The sequence below is a fragment of the Serratia sp. CY81684 genome, assembly GCF_052166595.1.
Classification (GTDB): domain Bacteria; phylum Pseudomonadota; class Gammaproteobacteria; order Enterobacterales; family Enterobacteriaceae; genus Serratia; species Serratia nematodiphila.
Window position 1 is genome coordinate 581,382 of the sequence record NZ_JBJNOO010000005.1, and the last position, 22,354, is coordinate 603,735.

Here is a 22,354-nt window from a genome sequence, read left to right on the forward strand (position 1 = left end):
CAGATGAAAAGCAAGCTATCACGTTATTCTTTAGCCACTCTTATCGGCTTGGGATTGGGCGCGTCCGCGTTCGCCAACGCCGCGCAGCAAACCGACACCACCACCACGGAAGAGAACAGCGGCGCCACGGATAAAAAGCCGCGCGGCGAAGACACCATCGTCGTGACCGCCGCCCGGCAGAACCTGCAGGCGCCGGGGGTGTCCACCATCACCGCCGACGAGATCAAAAAACGCCCGCCGGCGCGCGACATCAGCGAACTGATCCGCACCATGCCCGGGGTTAACCTGACCGGCAACTCCACCAGCGGCCAGCGCGGCAACAATCGCCAGATCGATATCCGCGGCATGGGCCCGGAAAACACCCTGATTCTGATCGACGGCAAACCGGCCTCCAGCCGCAACTCGGTGCGTCAGGGTTGGCGCGGCGAACGCGACTCCCGCGGCGATACCGCCTGGGTGCCGCCGGAAATGATCGAACGCATCGAAGTGCTGCGCGGCCCCGCTGCTGCACGCTACGGCAACGGCGCCGCGGGCGGCGTGGTCAACATCATCACCAAGAAAGCCGGCGATGCGCTGCACGGCTCGCTGAACGGCTACTTCAACGTGCCGCAGCACAAGCAGGAAGGCGCCACCAAGCGCACTGACTTCAGCCTGTCCGGCCCGCTGAGCGATTCCCTGAGCTTCCGCCTGTTCGGCGGCTACAGCAAAACGCAGGCCGACGCCTGGGACATTAACGAATCGCATAAATCCGAACGCGTCGGCGCCTACGCCAACAGCGTCCCGGCCGGGCGCGAAGGGGTAGTCGATAAAAACATCGACGCCCTGCTGCACTGGGACTTCGCCCATCTGCAGTCGCTGGAGTTCGAGTACGCTTACGGCCGCCAGGGCAACCTGTACGCCGGCGATACCCAGAACACCAACACCAACGCCCTGGTGCAGAGCAACTACGGCAAAGAGACCAACCGCATCTACCGTGAAACCTTCGGCCTGACCCACCGCGGCGCCTGGGACAACGGCGTGAGCACCAACAACTATGTGCAGTTCGAACGCACCCGCAACACCCGCCTGAACGAGGGCTTGGCCGGCGGCACCGAAGGCATCTTCGACACCAAAAACACCGGTTTCGGCACCACCAAGCTGGACGACTTCCTGGCGCACAGCGAAGTCAGCGTGCCGTTTGAGCTGGGCGTCGCGCAAACCGCCACGCTGGGCACCGAGTGGACCCAGCAGCGGATGAAAGACGGCACCTCCACCAGCCAAACGCTGATGGGCGGCACCATTCCCGGCATGACTACCGGCACGCGCAGCCCTTACGCTTCCGCACATATCTTCTCGCTGTTCGCCGAAGACAACATTGAGCTGACCGACACCACCATGCTGACGCCGGGTCTGCGCTACGATCTGCATTCGGAATCCGGCAACAACTGGAGCCCGGCGCTGAACCTGTCGCAGGAACTGGGCGACTACTTCACGCTGAAGATGGGCATCGCGCGTTCCTATAAAGCCCCGACGCTGTTCCAAACCAACGGCAACTACCTGCTGTACAGCAAAGGCCAGGGATGTGCCGGCAGCGATACCAAAAACGGCTGCTACCTGCTCGGCAACGACGATCTGAAAGCGGAAACCAGCGTTAACAAAGAGATCGGGCTGGAATTCCATAACGAAGGCTGGCTGGCCGGCGTGACCTACTTCCGCAACGATTACCACAACAAGATTGAGGCGGGTAACTCGCGCATCGCCACCAGCAGCACCGGCACGGCGGTCTACCAGTGGGAAAACGTGCCGAAGGCGGTGGTGCAGGGGCTAGAGGGCTCATTGAACGTGCCGGTCAGCGAAACCGTCACCTGGAGCAACAACGCCACCTACATGATCGAGAACAAGAACAAGACCACCGGCGATTACCTGTCGGTGATCCCGAAGTTCACCGTCAACTCGACCCTCAGCTGGCAGGCCACGCAGGATCTGTCGATGCAGTCCACCCTGACCTGGTACGGCCGGCAGAAGCCGAAGAAGTACAACTATCAGGGTAAACCGGCCACCGGCGGCGAAACCCACGAGGTCAGCCCTTACGCCGTCGTCGGCGCCAGCGCAACCTATGACCTGACCAAAAACGTCAGCGTCACCGCCGGCATCGACAACCTGTTCGACAAACGCCAGTTCCGCGCCGGCAACGCGCAGAACGTGGGCGATCCGAACACCGGCGCGATCAACATCGCCGGCGCGGGCGCAGCCACCTACAACGAACCGGGCCGTACCTACTACATGAGCATCAACACCCACTTCTGATGACATGACCCAACGACAAAGGGGTGCTCAGCACCCCTTGAGGTAAATGACAAAGCGGATGACGTTGCCGGGCTTTCATTAGGCGACAGATAGAAAACAAGGAAAATCAATTCATTGATTTTCGGCTGATAACCACAAAGGAGGAAAAACCACGCTTTTTCCTCCTTTGTCAGCCACTAGAAAGGGCGCCGCGGCGCCCCTTTTTTTATCTTTCCGTTGCGTTACCTGGTGTGCAGCTGAATGCGCACCACGCTTTCCGGCTTGCCGGCCTTGGTGGAAGCGCCGTCGTTTTTCACCGTCACGAACAGCGCGTCGCCTTTCGGATCCAGCGCCAGGCTGTTAGGGTGCGGCGGCAGGTCTACGGTTTGCAGGCGCTTGAGGGTCTTGGCGTCAAACACAGTCAGCGTCCCGGCGCCGTGATCCACGCGCACGCCTTTGCGGTTGGCGACATACAGCCGCTGGCTACGCTCATCGAGCAGCAGGCCGATCGGCACCTCATCCGTCAGCTCGCTGGCCAGCACTTTTCCGCTGTCCGCATCCAGCGCGAATACCCGGTGGCCGCTGCTGCGCTTCACATAGTCGTGCCCCAGATGATGATTGCGGTAGTCGTCGCGATCGATGCCCTGATCGACGCCCAGCAGGCGATTGCTCGCCGGGTCATACACCAGGTTCAGCAGCTGATCGGCCTGTACTTCGTGCGTGGCGGTGATCGCCAGCGTGTCGGCGTTCAGGGTGATCACCTGCCCCTGCATGTTGGAGACGAACACCCGGCGGCCCTTCTCATCCAGCGTGATGCCCACCGCGTTGTAGCCGAAGCCCGGGATCACTTTCTCCAGCTTGCCGGCCTTGGTATCGACCACATACAGCACGCTGTCGACGCCGAAGCCCAGACCCGGCAGGAACAGACGGCCGCTTTGCGCGTCATACTTGAGCTCGCGGAGGCGGTACAGGTAGTCCTCGGTGATTTTAAACTTCTTCAGCTCCGCCAACAGGAAATCCAGACGCTTGCCGCTGATGCCCGCCTGCTTGTAAGCCTGCTCCAGCACCGCTTTGTCCAGCAACTTGATGCTGCCCAGCGCGTGGTTGGTGGTGGTGTCCACTACCCCGACTTCGCCGTTGAAGGCCTGCGTCAGGTACAGGCGATTGCCCGCGTCGTTCAGCGCCACGCCGAAGCCTTTCACCTGCAACGGGATCTCCGCCTTGATCGTCAGGGTGTTGGGATCCAGCCGCAGCACGCGGGAGCGCGCCTCTTCCTTCCAGTCCGGCGCGCTGACGAACAGCGCCTGTTGCGAGGTGCTGTAGGCCATCTCCACCACCGTCGACGACAGCGCCTGGCGCTTGATGTCCTGCGGTTTGATGCCGGCATCGTCGGCCTGCGCGGCGCCGGCGACCACCAGAGAGGCCGCCACCAGCAGCGACAGTAACGCGCGCGGGGTTGCTAGGGTTCCAGACATCCTTTTATCTCCTTGAAAATCATGCTTTCGGTTAGAGTGAAACAACGTCATGCCTGCGGCCCGGGCGGCAGCGCCGCCAGAGCGATATCGCCAGCGATGTGCTGCGCAAACTGGGTAAAGACGTGCTGAACGCCGTCGGCGATCAGATTGGCCTGCTCCCGGCTGTAGTGATCCTGGCGGTAGGTCATCATCACTCGCAGGGATTTCTTCCCGGCCAGATCGTCTTCCATCACCTCAAACTGCAGGCCGAGCAACGATTCGGCTTTCTCCGGCTCCACCTGACGGTAGGCGATCGCGCTGCCGTCCTGCAGCCGGAACTCGCCGTTCAGCTTGATGCGGCTGTGGATCTGGATGAACACTTCAAACATGTGGTTCTTGCGGTCGGCGTCCACGCCGAACAGCCCTTCCTCCACCAGATCGATCGGAATGTCGGTGTATGGCAGCGAGCCGTTGATGGTGTTTTTCACCTGGCTGACCAAGCCGGCCACCGTCAACCCTTCGTCGAAGCGCACGCGGTGCACCACCACGGTGGTGAAGTAGCCGACGGTATCGAAGAACTCGGCGTCGTTACGACCGGAGGTCGAAGTGCCCACCAGCAGATCCGCCGGGCCGCCAAGCAGGCGCAGCGCCGAGGTGATCCCGGCATACACCACGTTGAACAGCGAAGCGTTATTGCGGCGAGCGAGCTGATACAGGCCTTCCGCCACGGCGGGATCGACCTCGAACTCCAGCCAGCCGCCGTTGACGTCCGCCGGCGCCGGCACCGCCGGGTGGGTAGAGGGTTCTTGCCGGAAGATCGGCTGGCCGACCGGCGCGCCGCGCAGCGCATCGAGCCAGTAGTCCAGATGCTGCTGCTGCACCCCGGAGGCCCGCTGCTGCCGGGCGAAGGTGTGGAACTGCGGCGGTTGCCCGCTCCACTGCGGCACCTGGCCGACGACGCGATGGCGGTAGGCGATGCCCAGCTCATCCATCATCAGGTTGAGCGACCATTCATCCAATACCACGTGGTGGAACAGCAGCGACAGCAGCTGTTGGCCGTTGTCCGCATCGCGCAGCAGCGTGACGCGCAGCGGCAGCTCGGCGGCCAGATCGAACCGGTGCTGGCCGGCATCGGCCAACAGGGCGGCGGCGTTGCCCGCCGGCGTCTCGTGGGAGAAGCGGAACCACTGATAATCCGGCAATTCTGCGGCCGGCACCACCACCTGCACCACCTCGCCCTGCTGCTCGACGAAGCGTGAACGCAGCACGGTATGGCGAGTCATGACGTCGATAAACGCCTGATGCAGCGCCGTTTCATCCACCACATCGAAGAAGCGCAGAGAGAACGGCAGGTTGAAGATCTCGTCATGGCCGAAGGCTTCATACACCTTCCACAGCGATTCCTGCGCCAGCGACAGCGGCGCCTGCGCCCGATCATGATCGTCGGCGGCGGCCACCGCGGCATTCGGCTGCGCGACGTTCAGGCGTTTGGCGTACCCCGCCAGCCCACGCGCCGTCGGATGGCTGAACAGATCGTTAATGTTGATTTCGATCTGATGCAGGCTCAACAAGCGGCCGATCACCCGGGTAGCGACCAGCGAATGGCCGCCGCGATCGAAGAAGTCTTCATCCAGGGTCATTTCCGGCGCCACCAGCGCCTCACGGAACTCCTGCAAAATCAGCGGTGCAACGCTTTCGTCTGCGTCACCCTTCGCCGCCGGCGCGGCCATCGCCGGGGAAGCGGCCTCAGCCGCCGGCAAGGCGACGGCAATTCGCTGCCCGGCCAGGAAGGCGCTGAACTGCTCCAGCAGGAACGGCGCCGCGTGCGGAGACAGACGCGGGTCGGTGACCAGCTCCAGCGTCAGCGCTTCCGCCTCGGGCAAGCCCAACAGCAGCGCCAGTTCAAACGGCGTATGCAGCGGCGGCAACAACAGGCGTTCGGCGTGAACGCCTTCCATGCACCAGTCCGCAGCCAGATCGTCATGCCAGGCCACCAGCAGCTGCGCCCGCTGCGGATCCGGCTGTTCGGCCACGGTCTGCGCCAGCAGCCGCTGCCCGACGTCGCCCTCGCCATGCAGCACGGTCAGGCGCATCAGTGGCGCCGCCGTCAGCCCCAGTTCCAGACCGATGCACTCCGCCGTCTCCGCCGCCGGCACGCACAGCTGCACCGCTTGCCCGCCGGCCTGTGCGGCGACGAACTCGGCAAACCGCGCCGCTACCGCCGCCAGCATAGCCCGCGGCGTGTCGTTGGCGGGCAACAGCGAGCGCGCAATGCGCGTGACCACGCGCGCGCCCACCGGCGGCAACGCTTCAGCACGCTGCGCCGGGCTGCGGTAATCCTGCAGCGAGACCGCCTGGCGCACCCACGGCAGCTGTGGCTCCGGGGTTTCCGCCAGCTCGACCGGCTCCGCCGCGAAAGGCAGAGGCATCACATCCCCGTTGTAACGGGCGGACAGCATCGCCGGCAGGTGGCGCCAAGGCAGCGCTTCCGCCAGGATGTCATGCAAGACCACGCCCAAAATCACGGCATCGCCCGGCGTGAGCAACAGCAGGCAGCGCAGCGGCGCTTCGTTTTCCAGTTCAAACGGCGTTGCCTGCGCCTGCAGCAGGCAACCCATGACGTGCTGTTCGTCCGCCACCTGACGCAGGCTCACCGGCAACGGCGCCGAGCCGGCGGGGCGTTTCACCAGACCGTTTTCGTCATCAAAAACGTAGCGCATGTCCACGCCCGGCGTTTCCCGCACCAGCGCCTGCAGCGCCGCCGTCAGCCGGGCGATATCCACGTCCCCCGTCAGGCGCCAGGCCAGCGCCCGCTGCCCGCGTGCGTCACCCTGCTGCAGATGGGCAAACCATGCCCGCTCTTCGGCTTCGCTTACCGGCCGTTCGCCGTCCGCCGACGCCGCGCCCAGCGCCTGAAATGCGCTCTCCAGCCGCTGGGCCTCTTCATCGCTCAGAATGCTGTCAAAATCACCGATCACTGCGTTATCTCCTTTGCCCGGCCGTGCCGGGATAGCGCATAAAACGGGGGACATGCGTCCCCCGTCATCGCGATAGCGTTAGAAATTCAGCTCAACCGCTGCGCCGACCATGCGCGGGCGCTGCTGCGTCGCGGTGTAGATGTCGTTGCCGCCAACCATGATGCGGCGCTCGGAGTCGAACAGGTTTTGCGCAAACAGCGTGGCGCGCCCATAGGCGAAGGTGTAGGCCAGTTGGGCGTTAGCCGACCAGTAGGAGCCGATGCGCCCGCGCGAATCGTTGTCATACGCCGAGTAATAGGAGTCCGAGAACGCCACGTTGGTGCTCACTTCCCACCCTTTCAGGAACTGATATTTGGCGCCCATGTTGGCGGTGTAAGCCGGCGCGCGTCCCAATTCATGCCCTTCCACGCCGCTGCCCGCGAACTTTTTGATCTTGGTTTTCAGCAGGCCAACGTTGCCAAACAGTTCGAAGTCCCAACGCGGCTGCCAGGTGGCGCCGATTTCCGCGCCGTAGGTTTCCACCTTGTCGGCGTTGCGGATCACGCTGGAATTCTCACCCAGGTAATAAGGCAGCTGCATGTCTTTGTAATCGTTGTAAAACACGTTGCTGGTCAGCACTACGTTGGCGTCTTTCAGGTGATGGCGGGTGTACAACTCATAGTTCCAGACATACTCGGAACCGTAGGTGTAACTGACGATCGGGCTGCTGAGAGTAATGCCCGCACCGCCGGCGTTATAGCCGCGAGCGATCTTGGCGCCGTAGGTTTGGGTGTCCGTCGGTTTCCAGGCCACGTCCAGCTTCGGCAGGAACACGGTATAGGTTTCGTCGAAGTCGATGCGCACCGCCTGGCTGCCGCCGTTGCGTTGGCGATGTTCACGTTCCAGACGGCTGGCGGCAGTCACGTCCACCTGTGGCGTCAGCGCATAGGTCAGCTCGGCGAAGGCCGAGTTAGTGTCGGTTTTATCTTTAAACGTCGCGCCGCCGAAGATATTGACGAACTCATCCTGCTTGGCGTGGAAATAACGCAACCCCGCCAACCCGTGCAGGCGGCTGTCCGCGCCGCCGAAGCGCACCACCGGTTCTACGTGCACCTCTTTGCCGCCGATGTCGGCGTACGGCAGCTTATAAGCCGTGGCGCGGTTAATGTTGAAATCGGTATAGATAACGCGGTTTTCCAACGCCAGGCCATCGGAGGCCTCCCAGGCCAGATCCCAGATCCCGCTGTTCACATTGCTTTTGAACACCGGCCGACGGATGTCGTGACGCGCACTGGCAGGATGCGGCTGCGGGTTGAGGCTTTCGTTCTGCGGCGCAGTGCTGCCAAAGTGGTTAAAGGTCAGCTTGGTAGTCAGATCGCGCAAACCGGCCGGGTTGAACAACAGCTTGGCGCGAGCGGTGGTGGCCTCCACCTCACGCGGATCGCCCACAGGTTCATAGGCCGGCAGGTCAGCGTCGCTGCGGCGGCGCTGGCGATCGACACTGACGCGGAACGCCAACTGGTCTTCCACCAGCGGGCCGGACGCCATGGCGGCCAACTGCGAGGAGTGCTGGTTGCCGGCCCCGCCCTTGAAGGCGCTTTCCCATTCGAAGGTCGGGTCTTTACTGGCCATGACGATGGCGCCGGCGATGGCATTGCGCCCCTGAATATAACTTTGCGGGCCGCGGAACACTTCGACGCGATCCAGATCCCACAGCGATTGCGGTCCGTAGGCTTGTTCGTTATAGGTCAGCGAACGGCCGTCCAACGACAGGTTGAGGCGCGGCCTGGTGCCGCTGAGAAAAGCGCCGGCACCGGTGGTCGGGCCGGAACCGTCAACGCCACGCACGGTTGGCAGATCGTTGCCGATACCGACATCCACCACGTTGGGTGTCATGCGCAGCAAATCGGGAACCTGTGTCGCATTAGGCATCGAGGCGATGCGGTTGCTGTCGAACACTTCGACGCTGGAGCCGGTGTCGAAAATGGAACGTTTGATCTTCTCACCGGTAACCAGCAGCGTTTCCGCATCCTGGTAGGTTTCGTTGCTCTTCGTTTCCGCCGCGTTGACGTTACCGATCGCCAGTGAACAAACCCCTAAAAATACGGAGGAAAACGCCCCAATGGCTTTCATCCCCGCCTTTTCCCCGTTTCCTACGCTTTCATGCCGTTGAGCCGCAAAATGCTTGCCCATAGATGTCTTCTCCTTTCATCCCAGAGGTGCACAAAATTTGATTTTTTTTACACAACCTACATCGACACTCACACAGACCATGACGCTGCGGCCTTCCCGGCCTTGCTGTTGCTTATCCCTGCGGCAAACCCATGTCTTTCGCGGCCGAACGGGCGCGGCCCCGTCCACGACCAAGCCGCCGGCGAAGCGGCCGGCAGCTTGTATAAAAACGTAAAATAATGTTAAGAATGATAATATTTTGCATTTTCTAATGCAAATCATTATCAATAAAGGTGTGAGAGCGGCCACGATAACCGCCAGAAAACCTTATACTTTCGCAGGTAAAACAAGCGCTGCAATAACAGACAATAATTACAATGCTAAGAATAATATGAATAAATTATTCACACCCAACCCCATGCCTGCCCGTTACAGCTAAAACCCCTTATAGATAGCACCCTCGCGTCAAATGGATCAAATAATAATAATTTTCATTCCTATTAACATTTGGATATATTCTTGCAGTCTCGTTGGCTGAATCAAAATGGATACCCGATGAAAGCTTTGACCACGATGCAGGCCGCCTATTGGGTTGGCCGACAGTCCGCTCCCCCTCTGGGCGGCATGGCCGCCCATCTTTATGCGGAATTCGACGGCGGCGAGCTGAACATCGCCCGGCTGCGCCAGGCCGTCGAGGCGTTGTACCTGCGTCATCCGCTGTTACGCCTGCGCATTACCGACGATGGCAGGCAGACGATCGCACCTCCCGGCTCCCGGCATACTTTGCATCTCGACGACTGGCGACACACCGATGAAGCAACGCTGACAGCCGCGCTCGCCGCCAAACGCCAGGCGAAAAGCACCCAGTTGCTGCCGCTGGAACAGGGCGTTCCCTGCGATATCAGCCTGAGCCTGTTGCCGGAAGGACGCAGCCGCCTGCATGTCGATCTCGACATGATCGCCGGCGATGCCATGAGCTTTCGCCTGTTGATGGAAGATCTGACGGCGTTTTATCACCAGTGTCCGGCGGCCCCAGCCCATGACGCGCCGCCGGCCTACTTCGATCACCTCGAACGACGCGACGCCGACGTGGCGCTGCGCCAACGGCGCGAACGCGGCCAGCGTTGGTGGCGTGAACGCCTGGCGCAGATGCCGCCGGCGCCGCGCCTGCTGCGCACGCCGGACCGCTGCCGCAGCGATCGCCTGGCCATACAGCTGAATGCAGAAGAAAGCCGCGCGCTGGAAAACGTCGCCAAACGGCATCACACCTCCCTCTCGACGCTGTTTCTGGCGCTGTTCGCGCTGGCCGTCGGCCAGGGTTGGAACATGACGCGCTTCCGGCTCAACGTGCCGCTGTTCCACCGCGAGAGCGAACGGGAGGACGCACATCGCCTCATCGGCGATTTCTCTAACCTGGTGCTGCTCGGCGTGGAACTGAACCCGACGGAAAACCTGAACGCCTTCTGCCGGCGCCTGATGACGCAGCTGGCGGAGCTGATCGAGCATGCGGATTACCCCGGCGTCAGCGTGATGCGCGATCTGTCGCGCCTGCACGGCAGCCTGCAGCCTTCGCCGGTGGTGTTTACCGCCGGTTTCGGCATCCGCGGCAAAACGCTGTTTTCCGAACGGGTCACCAACACCTTTGGCCGTCTCGGTTGGGTGATCTCTCAGGGGCCGCAGGTGGCGCTGGATGTGCAGGTCGCCCACGTCGACGACGGCATTCTGATCAACTGGGACGTGCGGCTGGACGCGTTCCCCGAGCAGGTGCTGCCGCGCCTGCTGGCCTGTTACCGGGCGCTGCTGCACCTGGCCGCGCGGCAAGCGGGGGCATTCGATCGCCCGCTGTCGCAGCTGCTGGCGCAATGCACGCCCGACGCGCTGGCGCAGCAGGCGCCGGTGCTCCAGGTGCTGCACCGGCTGCTGGCGCGGGTGGCTCCCGAGGCCAGTGTGCGCGACCACGACGATATCCGCCGGTTGGCCTTGCCGGATGCCGGGGTGAACGCGCTGCTGACGGTGCTCAACAAGTATCTGGCGGCGGCGCTGACGGCGCAGGATCTGACGGCGCATCCCTCCCCGGCTGCGCTGGCGGCGTTGATCTGCCAACGGTCGCCCGAGGCAGGAAGGCATGCGAAAACGCTGCTCGCCGCGCTGGCGCCGCAGCACTGAGATCGGTTTCCGGGCGCACGGCGCCCGGCTCGTTTTAATCGGTTAGCGACTATAGGGAAGTACCATGGAGACAGCTTTAACCGCACTGCAGCAGGCCTATCTTCTGGGCCGCAGCGATCGATGGCCGCTCGGCGGCGTGGCGATGCACGACTTTCGCGAATACCGCGCCCGGCAGCTGGACGTACCGCGCCTTGAAGCGCGCCTGACCGAGCTGGTACAGCACTACCCGGCGCTTCGCACCTGCATCGATGTGCAGCGCGGCACGCAGCACGTACGCCCGGAGGTGACGCTGCATCTGGATCGCCACGATCTGCGCGCCCTTGATGGCGAAACGTCGCAGCGCCAGGTCGAACAACTGCGCGAGCGTTACTCCCACCAGCGCCACGATCCGAGCCAACCGCTGTGGCGCATCGCCGTGATCCAACTTGCCGAACAGCAGGATCCGACGGGATCGCCGTACGATACGCTGATCTTTACCAGCTTTGATGCCTTGATCCTCGACGGCCAGGGGATCTCCACCGTGATCGCGCGCCTGTTCGACGCTCGCCCTCTGACCTCGACCGCCGCCGCACTGCCGCCCCCCGCCGCATCGGCGGCGCAGCGCCAGGCCGATGCCGCCTACTGGCGTGAAAAGCTGCAAGATGTCACCACCCCGTCGGCACTGCCGTGGCGCGCCCCGCTCGCCAATCTCACCTCATCACGCTATCGCCGCGCCACCCTGACGCTGCCACGCGATACGGTAAAACAGCTTGGCCGCCTGGGATCGCCGCATGCGCTGCTGCGCAACAGCCTGCTGTCGGCGCTGGTCCTCGATACGCTGGCCCACTGGACCACCGACGGTGAGCTGTGCGTCGGGGTGCCGGTAGCGTTCCCCGCCGCCGATGGTGCCCTGGGCAACGCCTCCAGCTTCGTGGCGGTGCGCTATTCCCGTCACGGTGAAGACTTTATCCAGCGCGCGCAAGCCCTGCAGGACGATGTGCTCGGCGCGCTCGACCACCTGACGTTTTCCGGCGTCGATCTGGCGCGGCAATTGCTCGGCCAAAGCCAGGGCGGCCCGGCGCTGCCGGTGATCCTGACCAACTGTCTGGGTTGGGAAACGCTGCCGGCCGAGGCGCCGGTGCGCTTTCACGACGGCCTGACCCAAACGCCGCAGGTCGCCATAGATATTCGCCTGACGCTGGACAGCGAAAAAAACCTGCAGCTGTGCGTGGACTACGCCGAACAGGCGCTGCACGGCGAGCAGGTAGAAGCCATGCTGGCGGCGTTGCAGCGACGCATCCTGCGCAGTTGCCAACGCGCCGACCTGGCGATCGCGCCGCGAGATTTCATCGATCTGGCGCATTATCGCCACAATGACAGCGAAGCGAATTACGCGCCTTATCCTTATCTGGCGCAGCTGGCCAAGCGGCTGTTTGGCGCACAAAACGGCGGCAACGCGCTGATCTGCGGCGAACAGACGCTGACCTACCGCGAACTGGGCCAGCAGATCGCCACGGCGATCGCCAACCTGCAAAGCCGCGGCGTGCAGCCGGGCAACGTGGTGGCGTTGTATCTGCCGCGCAGCCCTGAGCAGGTCATCTTTAGCCTCGCCTGCGCCCTGCAGGGCGTGATCTGGGTTCCTATCGATATCAACTCACCGCCGGAACGCACCTCCTACCTGCTGGAGAACTGCCGGCCGACGTTGGTGGTGCACGGCGGCGATCTGGAGACGCCGATCGGCGTGACGCCGGCGATCCTGCTGGCGCCGACGGATCGCGCGCCTGCGCTGCCGGATGAACAGACGTTGGTGGAACGCAGTGCCAGCCTGGCCGCAAGCTACTACCTGTATACCTCCGGCACCACCGGCAAGCCCAAATGCGTGGTGCTCAACAACCGCGCCACCGCCAACGTTATCCACCAGACCCAGCAGCGCTGGGCGGTCACCGCCGACGACGTGTTCATTTCCGTCACGCCGCCGCACCATGACATGTCGATGTTCGATCTGTTCGGTTCGCTGTGCGCCGGCGCTACGCTGGTGCTGCCGGCGCCGCATCAGGAAAAAGACGCCATCAGCTGGAACCAGCTGGTGGAAAAACATCGGGTCAGCCTGTGGTGTTCGGTGCCGGCCATTCTGGAGATGCTGCTCACCTGCAAAACGGCCGACAGCCTGCGTTCGCTGCGTCTGGTGGCGCAAGGCGGCGACTACATCAAGCCGGCGACGGTGCAAACCCTGCGAACTCTGCGCCCGGATCTCGCGCTGTTCTCGCTCGGTGGGCCGACCGAAACCACCATCTGGAGCATCTGGCATCCTATCACCCCGCAGGAGAGCGGCACTGTGCCTTACGGCCGCCCGCTGCCCGCCAACCGTTATTTCATCTGCCATGACGACGGCAGCCATTGCCCGGCCGGCGTGGTCGGCCGCATCCATACCGCCGGGGTCAACCTGGCGTTGGGCTACCTGGAGCAGGGTGAGCTGAGGCAGCACGATTTCATCACCCTCGAAGGGCCGGACGGACAACCGCTGCGCGCTTTCCGCACTGGCGATCAGGGCTACTACCGTGCGGACGGCAACATCATGTTCGCCACCCGAGTGAACGGCTATGTGAAGATCCGCGGCGTGCGCGTCTCGCTGCCGGAAATCGAAGACGTGCTGCGCCGCCATCCGGCGATCCTGGATATGGTGGTGGTGGATTATCCCAGCGGAGAGAACAACGAGGCGGCGCTCGGCGCCCTGTATCTGACCCGCGACGGCAAACCGCTGCCGCTGTCCGAGATCCGCGCCTTCGCCACCGGCTATCTGCCCTGTACCCATATTCCCACGCGCTTTATCCATGCCGAGGCGCTGCCGTTGTCTGCCAACGGTAAAACCGACCGCCATCGCATCCGCGCCGACCTGAGCCACCAGCAAACCGCGCCGGCGTTGAACGCCTGCGCGGCCCCGCCGCCGAACGCGCCGCTGGCGCGCAGCGCCGAGATCCTGACCATTTACTGGCAGGCGATCGGCGTGACTCCGCGCCCGGAATGGGGGGAAGAGACGGCGTTTATCGCCATGGGGCTGAAGCTGCCGCATATCAAACAGGTGGCGTCACGCCTCAATGACGCTTTCGGCACCCGTCTGGTAAGCAGTTCGCTCTTGCCGTGCAAGAACGCGCGCGAAGTGGCGGCGTTGCTGGCCAGCTGAAGCCCTGCCACTCGGGCGGGAGCATCCTCCCGCCCGCACTTTCTCAGGCGGGCAACGCCGTCAGGGCCGCCAGCGGTTGCTCCCAGGCTTCCCGCTGCAGCGCACGCAACAGAAATTCTTGCAGCGCCTCGCCATAGTCCAGCGCATCCTCCGGCGGAAACTGCTCCAGATAGATATCGATATCCACCTGCAGATCGCGGGCGTCGGTGCGGCCGCGATAAGTCAGGTTGAAACCGTCGCCCGAGCCGCCGGCCAATACGCTGCGCGTACCGCTGCAGCCGGTGAAACGGGGCGCATCGAAGGGTTGCACGTTGATGAAAGGGGAAATAAAGAAGCGCGAGTCCGGATCCACGCCGCGATCGGCGGCCAGTTGGCGCAGGCGGTAGCCGGCGTGGCTGCGCAGCTCCCGCAGTTGCTGCGTCAGCGTGGTGAGAAAGCTCCCCAGCGTCTCCGCTTGCGGCGGTGACACCAGCAGCGGCAGAGTGTTGACCGCCAACGAAGGCACGTTGGTGGCGGCCTGCCCGCGGCGATTCATCGCCGGCATCCACATCGGCAGCGTATCGCCCTGCCGGGTGTCGCGGGGCATCACCTGAAATAGCCAGGCCGCCGACAGCGCCACCAGCAAGTCGGGCCAATTGATGCCGCTGCGCTCCGCCAACTGCGCCAGTCGTTGCGATACCGCCGCCGGTAGCCGGTGGCGGGTGCTCAGACGCCGCACGCCATAGTCCTCACCGCCCTTGTGCACCGTCGGCAGCGCCTGCGACGGCGGCAGATAGCTCTGCCAAAAGCGCCGATCGCGCTCGCATCGCTCAGAATCAGCGTAGGCCAGCTCAGCCTGTTGAAAGGGTCCAAAGGCGCCCAGAGGGATACCCGCGTTGCCCTGGCCGAGGTAGTGCGCATATAACGCGGCGCAGCGGTGTTCGATCAGGGCCATACCGAAGCCATCAATCAGAATATGGTGCGCGCGCACGTACCAGAGGTAGCGCTCCGGCCCCAGTTTGAGCAGCCAGGCTGCGGCTAGCGGCTCGCTATGCAGCGCCCGGCGCTGCGCGATATCTTCGCGCATCAGGCTATGCGCCGCCTGCCAGGGATCGCCGTGCGTTTGCAGATCGATGCGTTGCAATGGCGGTGTGCACTGTGGATCGTAACGTAACGACGGAGGAGCGTCGCCATGCCGCTCACCAAAGCGCAAGGCAAACGCCTGCGTCTCGGCGAGAGTGGTGGCGATCGCCCGGCAGAGCGTCTCTTCCTCTACCGCGCCACACAGTTCGGTGCAATGTGCGACGGTGGACAGCGTCTGCCCAGGGTGCAAGGTGTGTTCTTCCCAGAAATCAAGCTGCGCTGGCGCCAGCGGCAACCATTCAGAGGCCAAAGCGGTGTCCGACATGTTACCTACCTTTGATAAGCCCGAATAAAGACGCCAAACGGGCGTAACCCCGCCGTTCAGCGGCTTTTGCGTGTCTCCATACATCATCAAATGAAAATGATAATAACATCTATTATCATTTCTATTAATTTGGTAACACTTTAGATTCTGTTAAGCGGGGATGCAAGCGACGCAGCGGGGGCAGAGAAAAGAAAGTGGCAGGCTGAAAGGGCATAAAAACAAAACGCCCCGGGCATGGATGCCCGGGGCGATTTTCATATCCCGCTAGCCGGTGATTAGCCTTGATTGGCTGGCTTCACCTTCTGCGCCAGGAACTCCGTTTCGTAGGCCAGCGCCTTCTTGCGATCGAACTGGTGCTCCCACTTGGCGATAACCAGTACCGCCAGCGCGTTGCCCACGACGTTCAGCGCGGTGCGCGCCATATCCAGGATACGGTCCACGCCGGCGATGAACGCCAGGCCTTCCAACGGAATGCCGACGCTGCCCAGCGTGGCCAGCAGCACCACGAACGAGACGCCCGGCACGCCGGCGATCCCTTTCGAGGTCACCATCAGCGTCAGCACCAGCACGATCTCCTGCCCCAACGACAGCTCGATGCCGTACAGCTGGGCGATAAAGATGGCGGCGATGCTCTGGTACAGCGTCGAGCCATCCAGGTTAAAGGAGTAGCCGGTAGGCACCACGAAGCTGGTGATCGACTTGGGCGCGCCGTAAGCCTCCATCTTTTCGATGATGCGCGGCAGCACCGTTTCCGAGCTGGCAGTGGAATAAGCCAGGATCAGTTCGTCTTTCAGGATGCGGATCAACGTCCAGATGCGCAGGTTGCACAGCCGGGCGACCGCCCCCAGCACCACCAGGGCGAAGAACGCGATGGCGAAGTACACCAGCACCACCAGCTTGGCCAGCGGCAGCAGCGAGGCGAAACCGAAGTTGGCTACCGTGACCGCAATCAGGCCAAACACCCCGATCGGCGCATAGCGCATGATCATGTGGGTGACTTTGAACATGCTCTCGGACACCGCCTTGAACACCTTCAGCAGCGGCTCTTTGGTCTCTTTCGGCAACGACGACAGCCCCAGGCCGAACAGCACCGAGAAGAAGATAATCGGCAGCATGTCGCCCTTGGCCATCGACGAGAAGACGTTCGATGGGATCAGCGACAGAATGGTCGCCACCAGACTGTGCGAACCGCTTTGCACCTGTTCGGTGGTTTTCTCGTACTGCGAAATGTCCACCGTGGTCAGCGTCGACATATCGATGCCGTGGCCGGGTTGGAAGACGTTGGCCAAGGTGAGCCCCACCACGATGGCGACGGTGGTGATCACTTCGAAGTAGATAATGGTTTTCAATCCGATGCGGCCCAGCTTTTTCGCATCCCCCACGCCGGCAATACCGACGATCAGCGTGGAAATAACGATCGGCACCACAATCATCTTGATCAGACGAATAAAGATATCACCCGCCGGGCTGAGAATATTGCTCACCAGCCACTCACGAGATTCGGTCTGGTTGTGCAATACCGCGCCAACAATAATACCCAGTACCAACGCGATCAGGATTTGCCAAGCCAGGCTAATTTTTACACTTTTCATACCCAAAAAGTCCTCAAAGACTCTTTGCGCCGTACAAAGTCGCAACACGGCGAAAAGAATACTTAATCATTTATTACAGGCTTATGTTAATTCAGTGGAAGCGTTCACCTGCCCTGGGTGCGACGCAGTATAAATCTGTATCATCCGGGCGGTATGCTCTGCAAGCCTTGATTTGTCAGGCTTGAGCGCTGAATCGAATCACAAAAATTTCGCGTAACTATTTCAAATGGCATAATTGCTTGTTATTAAAAACATAATTTTTCATATAATGAAGTACATAACCGCGCCGACGACGATTTTTTGAACGCGATTAAAATGCGTTATTTTTCGCTCATTCTGCATATTTAATCCGCATCGTATGTTTATATTTTGTTACTCAAAAGTCAAACAAATGAGAATTTGCCGAGTGACACTTTCGTCCATAAATGCAGCGCCACTTTATATTTCGATTAAAAATCGAACGACACCGCAGGATGAATGCCACAGGGTATTTCCCGAGTTTTCATCAGGAATTAAGCGTTAATAAAACGTTATTTCACGCGGTGCAGTCCATCTTTATATCGTGCTAATGCCAACTTAGAATATTAATAGCGAAAAACAACCCAAAAAGATTTATAGCGAGAAATAATGGCGACCCTGATCGTATCTATTAATTTCGCGGCAGTTGAGTCCGTTTTTATTTATTCTTTTTTGTTCTTTATATAAGTGTTTTTGGTTAAAAACGTGGGTTTATGAGGATTTAAGCGCCAAAGAGATAGATACGCCCTGCAAATGCGACAGAACGATTACAAATCAATATCTTTGTTGCGTGATCTGCCGCGCAAAAAAGAAACAAAGAATCGTAGCAAACTATACTTAACCTTCAGTTGACATATCATTAACAACTTCAAGGAGAAAAGCTATGAGCCAACTGCATAAACACGCTATTCCTTCTGCAATTGCAGAACGCGCCCTGATTAATCCGGCACAATACCAACAGTATTATCAACAGTCGGTTCAAGACCCAGAGGCTTTCTGGGGTGAGCATGGCAAAATCCTGGATTGGATCAAACCCTATACCAAAGTGAAAAATACCTCGTTCGATCCGGGCCACATCAGCATTCGCTGGTTTGAAGACGGCACCTTGAACCTGGCGGCCAACTGCCTGGACCGCCATCTGGCCGAGCGCGGTGACCAAACCGCCATTATCTGGGAAGGCGATGACCCGACCCAATCCAAAAAGGTGACTTACAAGCAGCTGCACCACGATGTCTGCCAATTCGCCAACGTGCTGAAACAGCTCGGCGTTAAAAAAGGCGACGTGGTGGCCATCTATATGCCGATGGTGCCGGAAGCGGCGGTCGCCATGCTGGCCTGCGCGCGCATCGGCGCCGTACATTCGGTGATCTTCGGCGGCTTCTCGCCGGAAGCCGTCGCCGGGCGCATTATCGACTCCAACGCCAAACTGGTGATCACCGCCGATGAAGGCCTGCGCGCCGGCCGCGCCGTGCCGCTGAAAAAGAACGTCGACGATGCGCTGAAAAATCCCGGCGTGGTCAGCGTGGCCAACGTGGTGGTATTCAAACGCACCGGTAAACCGGGCTACTGGCAGGAAGGGCGCGATCTGTGGTGGCATGAGCTGACCCAGGGCGTCTCCGCAGACTGCCCGCCGGAAGAAGTGAACGCCGAAGATCCGCTGTTCATCCTGTACACCTCCGGTTCGACCGGCAAGCCGAAAGGCGTGCTGCACACCACCGGCGGCTACCTGGTCTACGCTGCGATGACCTTTAAGTATGTGTTCGACTACCACGACGGCGACATTTACTGGTGCACCGCCGACGTGGGCTGGGTCACCGGCCACAGCTATCTGCTGTACGGCCCGCTGGCCTGCGGTGCCACCACGCTGATGTTCGAAGGCGTGCCTAACTATCCGGGCGTCAATCGCCTGTCGCAGGTGATCGACAAACATCAGGTCAACATTCTGTATACCGCGCCGACCGCCATTCGCGCGTTGATGGCCGAAGGCGACAAGGCGATCGAAGGCACCCGACGCGATTCGCTGCGCATCATGGGCTCGGTCGGTGAACCGATCAACCCGGAAGCCTGGGAGTGGTATTACAACAAGATCGGCAACGCGAGATGCCCGATCGTCGACACCTGGTGGCAAACCGAAACCGGCGGCTTCATGATTACCCCGCTGCCGGGCGCCACTGAGCTGAAAGCCGGTTCCGCCACGCGGCCGTTCTTTGGCGTACAGCCGGCGCTGGTCGATAACGTCGGCACGCCGCAGGAAGGCGCCTGCGAAGGCAACCTGGTGATCGTCGATTCCTGGCCGGGCCAGGCGCGCACCCTGTTCGGCGATCATGATCGCTTCGAGCAAACCTACTTCTCGACCTTCAAAGGCATGTACTTCAGCGGTGACGGCGCCCGCCGCGACGAGGATGGTTACTACTGGATCACCGGCCGCGTCGACGACGTGCTGAACGTCTCCGGCCACCGTCTGGGCACCGCCGAGATCGAGTCCGCGCTGGTATCGCACCCGAAAATCGCCGAAGCGGCGGTGGTCGGCATTCCTCACAACATCAAAGGCCAGGCGATCTACGCCTACATCACGCTGAACCACGGCGAAGAACCGACGCCGGAGCTCTATACCGAAGTGCGCAACTGGGTGCGCAAAGAGATAGGGCCGATCGCTACGCCGGATGTGCTGCACTGGACAGACTCGCTGCCCAAAACGCGCTCCGGCAAGATCATGCGGCGCATCCTGCGCAAAATTGCCGCCGGCGACACCAGCAACCTGGGGGATACCTCCACGCTGGCGGATCCGGCCGTAGTCGACAAGCTGTTGGAAGAAAAACAATCAATGAAAGTGCCGTCATAATTTACGCCGCTTCAGGCCGCTCATTCGGATAACGCGCCGTTGAGCGGCCCTGGCGCGGCGTACTCTCTCAATACCGACTGGAGACACTCTGATGAATGACACCATTTATCAAGGGATTGAAGAAAACCCGCGCTTTAAAGAGCTGGTGAGAAAACGCGGCCGGTTCGCCTGGCTGCTTTCGCTGATTACGCTGGCGCTGTACGTCGGCTTTATTTTGTTGATCGCCTTCGATCCACAATGGCTCGGCACGCCGATCGCCGCCGGATCGACCATCACCCGCGGGATCCCGGTCGGCGTCGGGTTGATCGTGATCTCTTTCGTCTTGACCGGGATCTACGTGTTTCGCGCCAACGGCGAGTTCGATCGCCTCACCGCAGAGATCCTGCGCGAGGTGAAACAATGAAGCGCTTATTGTCCGCCGCCGCGCTGCTGTTACTACCGGGCCTGGCCTGCGCCGACGCCATTGGCGGCGAGGTGCATCGCCAGCCGCTGAACATCCAGGCGATCGTGATGTTTATCCTGTTTGTCGGTGCCACCCTGTACATCACCTACTGGGCGTCCAAACGCACCCGTTCCCGTCAGGACTACTACACGGCTGGCGGGCGCATTACCGGCCTGCAAAACGGCCTGGCGATCGCCGGTGACTTCATGTCCGCCGCCTCGTTCCTCGGCATCTCCGCATTGGTCTACACCTCGGGCTATGACGGGCTGATCTACTCCATCGGCTTCCTCATCGGCTGGCCGATCATTCTGTTCCTGATCGCGGAACGCCTGCGCAATCTCGGCCGCTATACCTTCGCCGATGTCGCCTCTTACCGTCTGCAGCAGAAACCGATCCGCACCCTCTCGGCCTGCGGCTCGTTGGTGGTGGTGGCGCTATATCTGATCGCGCAGATGGTCGGCGCCGGCAAACTGATCCAGCTGCTGTTCGGGCTCAACTACCACGTGGCGGTGATCCTGGTCGGCATTCTGATGGTGCTGTACGTGCTGTTCGGCGGCATGCTGGCCACCACCTGGGTGCAGATCATCAAAGCGGTGCTGCTGCTGGCCGGCGCCAGCTTTATGGCGCTGATGGTGATGAAGTCGGTCAACTTCGACTTCAATACCCTGTTCGCCGAAGCGGTGAAGGTGCACCCGAAAGGCATCGCCATCATGAGCCCCGGCGGGCTGGTGTCCGATCCGATTTCCGCGCTGTCGCTTGGCCTGGCGCTGATGTTCGGCACCGCCGGCCTGCCGCACATCCTGATGCGTTTCTTCACCGTGAGTGACGCCAAGGAAGCGCGCAAGAGCGTGTTCTACGCCACCGGCTTTATCGGTTACTTCTATATCCTGACCTTTATCATCGGCTTCGGCGCCATCTTGCTGGTCAGCGCCAATCCGGCGTTCAAAGACGCCACCGGCGCGCTGCTGGGCGGGACCAACATGGCGGCGGTGCACCTGGCCAATGCCGTTGGCGGCAACTTCTTCCTCGGCTTTATCTCGGCGGTGGCGTTCGCCACCATTCTGGCAGTGGTTGCGGGCCTGACGCTGGCCGGCGCCTCGGCCGTGTCCCATGACCTGTACGCCAGCGTGATTAAAAATGGCAAGGCGACCGAGCGCGATGAGCTGAAGGTCTCCAAGATCACCGTCGTGGTATTGGGGCTGGTCGCCATTGCCCTAGGGATTTTGTTCGAGAAGCAGAATATCGCCTTTATGGTCGGGCTGGCGTTCTCCATCGCCGCCAGCTGTAACTTCCCTATCATTATCCTGTCGATGTACTGGTCGCGTTTGACGACTCGCGGCGCGATGATTGGCGGCTGGCTGGGTCTGTTAACGGCGGTGATTCTGATGATCCTCGGCCCGACAATCTGGGTGCAGATCCTCGGCCATGAGAAACCGATTTATCCGTATGAATACCCGGCGCTATTCTCGATGATCGTGGCCTTTGTCGGCACCTGGCTGTTCTCGATCACCGACAGCTCGCTGGCCGGGCAGCAGGAGCGGGAACGCTTCCGGGCCCAGTTTGTCCGTTCGCAAACCGGGCTGGGCATCTCTCAGGGCAGCTCGCATTGATCGAATAATAAGTGAAAAAAGCAAACACACCCTAATCAAAGGCCCTTCGGGGCCTTTTCTCTGGCTGTTTATCGGAGAGAAGCTGGGGAAAGCAGCGCAGCCTAGCTGCGCTTTTTGTGTTTTACGCATAGCAAAAAGCCCTGAACGTCAGTTCAGGGCTTTCGGCTTTGTTTGATGCCTGGCAGTGTCCTACTCTCGCATGGGGAGACCCCACACTACCATCGGCGCTACGGCGTTTCACTTCTGAGTTCGGCATGGGGTCAGGTGGGACCACCGCGCTATTGCCGCC

11 protein-coding genes and 1 rRNA gene are annotated in these 22,354 nt (G+C 61.2%); 6 read left to right on the top strand and 6 right to left on the bottom strand.

Translation table 11 applies throughout. The features are described 5' to 3' along the window. The first annotated feature begins 3 nt into the window (after positions 1-3). The gene (locus ACJ8QF_RS20795) at positions 4-2,286 is read left to right on the top strand and encodes a TonB-dependent siderophore receptor (protein WP_411295378.1); all 2,283 of its coding nucleotides are present in this window, start codon (positions 4-6) and stop codon (positions 2,284-2,286) included. A 221-nt stretch (positions 2,287-2,507) separates the two neighbouring features. On the opposite strand, the gene ACJ8QF_RS20800 is transcribed toward ACJ8QF_RS20795, so the two are convergent. The 3 genes from ACJ8QF_RS20800 to ACJ8QF_RS20810 form a co-directional block, all read right to left on the bottom strand. After that, positions 2,508-3,740: a YncE family protein gene (locus tag ACJ8QF_RS20800; RefSeq protein WP_442537828.1), complete on the bottom strand. Its 1,233-nt coding sequence runs from the start codon at positions 3,738-3,740 to the stop codon at positions 2,508-2,510. Positions 3,741-3,787: 47 nt separating this feature from the next. Beyond that, the gene (locus ACJ8QF_RS20805) at positions 3,788-6,697 is read right to left on the bottom strand and encodes a condensation domain-containing protein (RefSeq protein WP_442537829.1); all 2,910 of its coding nucleotides are present in this window, start codon (positions 6,695-6,697) and stop codon (positions 3,788-3,790) included. 78 nt (positions 6,698-6,775) lie between these two features. Further along, positions 6,776-8,869, bottom strand: coding sequence for a TonB-dependent receptor (locus ACJ8QF_RS20810; RefSeq protein WP_004930032.1), 2,094 nt, complete (start codon positions 8,867-8,869; stop codon positions 6,776-6,778). 534 nt (positions 8,870-9,403) lie between these two features. Between ACJ8QF_RS20810 and ACJ8QF_RS20815 the strand changes: the two genes are divergently transcribed. Continuing rightward, positions 9,404-11,014, top strand: a complete 1,611-nt coding sequence (locus ACJ8QF_RS20815; RefSeq protein ID WP_442537830.1) for a condensation domain-containing protein — start codon at positions 9,404-9,406, stop codon at positions 11,012-11,014. Positions 11,015-11,078: 64 nt separating this feature from the next. Next, positions 11,079-14,174 (top strand): amino acid adenylation domain-containing protein, encoded by a 3,096-nt coding sequence (locus ACJ8QF_RS20820; RefSeq protein ID WP_442537831.1) that lies wholly within the window; start codon positions 11,079-11,081, stop codon positions 14,172-14,174. Positions 14,175-14,217: 43 nt separating this feature from the next. Here the strand turns inward: ACJ8QF_RS20820 and ACJ8QF_RS20825 are convergent, their stop codons facing one another. After that, positions 14,218-15,561 (bottom strand): condensation domain-containing protein, encoded by a 1,344-nt coding sequence (locus ACJ8QF_RS20825; RefSeq protein WP_442537832.1) that lies wholly within the window; start codon positions 15,559-15,561, stop codon positions 14,218-14,220. 275 nt (positions 15,562-15,836) lie between these two features. Continuing rightward, on the bottom strand, positions 15,837-17,153 hold the full coding sequence (gltP, locus tag ACJ8QF_RS20830; RefSeq protein ID WP_004930041.1) for a glutamate/aspartate:proton symporter GltP: 1,317 nt from the start codon (positions 17,151-17,153) through the stop codon (positions 15,837-15,839). Positions 17,154-18,054: 901 nt separating this feature from the next. On the opposite strand from gltP, the gene acs reads away from it, so the two are divergent. The 3 genes from acs (at position 18,055) to actP (ending at position 22,065) form a co-directional block, all read left to right on the top strand. Next, positions 18,055-20,013, top strand: coding sequence for an acetate--CoA ligase (gene acs / locus ACJ8QF_RS20835; protein ID WP_442537833.1), 1,959 nt, complete (start codon positions 18,055-18,057; stop codon positions 20,011-20,013). Positions 20,014-20,104: 91 nt separating this feature from the next. Continuing rightward, positions 20,105-20,416 (top strand): DUF485 domain-containing protein, encoded by a 312-nt coding sequence (locus ACJ8QF_RS20840; protein ID WP_004930047.1) that lies wholly within the window; start codon positions 20,105-20,107, stop codon positions 20,414-20,416. Further along, the gene (gene actP / locus ACJ8QF_RS20845; protein ID WP_004930048.1) at positions 20,413-22,065 is read left to right on the top strand and encodes a cation/acetate symporter ActP; all 1,653 of its coding nucleotides are present in this window, start codon (positions 20,413-20,415) and stop codon (positions 22,063-22,065) included. The genes ACJ8QF_RS20840 and actP overlap by 4 nt, the downstream gene beginning before the upstream one ends. A gap of 176 nt (positions 22,066-22,241) precedes the next feature. Here the strand turns inward: actP and rrf are convergent. After that, positions 22,242-22,354: ribosomal RNA gene (gene rrf / locus ACJ8QF_RS20850) — 5S ribosomal RNA — on the bottom strand; the annotation flags it as partial.

Excerpts from the sequence above, each read along its gene's own strand:
- ACJ8QF_RS20795 (WP_411295378.1), top strand. The coding sequence starts at position 4 with ATGAAAAGCAAGCTATCACGTTATTCTTTAGCCACTCTTATCGGCTTG.
- ACJ8QF_RS20820 (WP_442537831.1), top strand. The coding sequence starts at position 11,079 with ATGGAGACAGCTTTAACCGCACTGCAGCAGGCCTATCTTCTGGGCCGC.
- actP (WP_004930048.1), top strand. The coding sequence starts at position 20,413 with ATGAAGCGCTTATTGTCCGCCGCCGCGCTGCTGTTACTACCGGGCCTG.
- ACJ8QF_RS20840 (WP_004930047.1), top strand. The coding sequence starts at position 20,105 with ATGAATGACACCATTTATCAAGGGATTGAAGAAAACCCGCGCTTTAAA.
- acs (WP_442537833.1), top strand. The coding sequence starts at position 18,055 with ATGAGCCAACTGCATAAACACGCTATTCCTTCTGCAATTGCAGAACGC.
- gltP (WP_004930041.1), bottom strand. The coding sequence starts at position 17,153 with ATGAAAAGTGTAAAAATTAGCCTGGCTTGGCAAATCCTGATCGCGTTG.
- ACJ8QF_RS20825 (WP_442537832.1), bottom strand. The coding sequence starts at position 15,561 with ATGTCGGACACCGCTTTGGCCTCTGAATGGTTGCCGCTGGCGCCAGCG.
- ACJ8QF_RS20815 (WP_442537830.1), top strand. The coding sequence starts at position 9,404 with ATGAAAGCTTTGACCACGATGCAGGCCGCCTATTGGGTTGGCCGACAG.
- ACJ8QF_RS20810 (WP_004930032.1), bottom strand. The coding sequence starts at position 8,869 with ATGGGCAAGCATTTTGCGGCTCAACGGCATGAAAGCGTAGGAAACGGG.
- ACJ8QF_RS20800 (WP_442537828.1), bottom strand. The coding sequence starts at position 3,740 with ATGTCTGGAACCCTAGCAACCCCGCGCGCGTTACTGTCGCTGCTGGTG.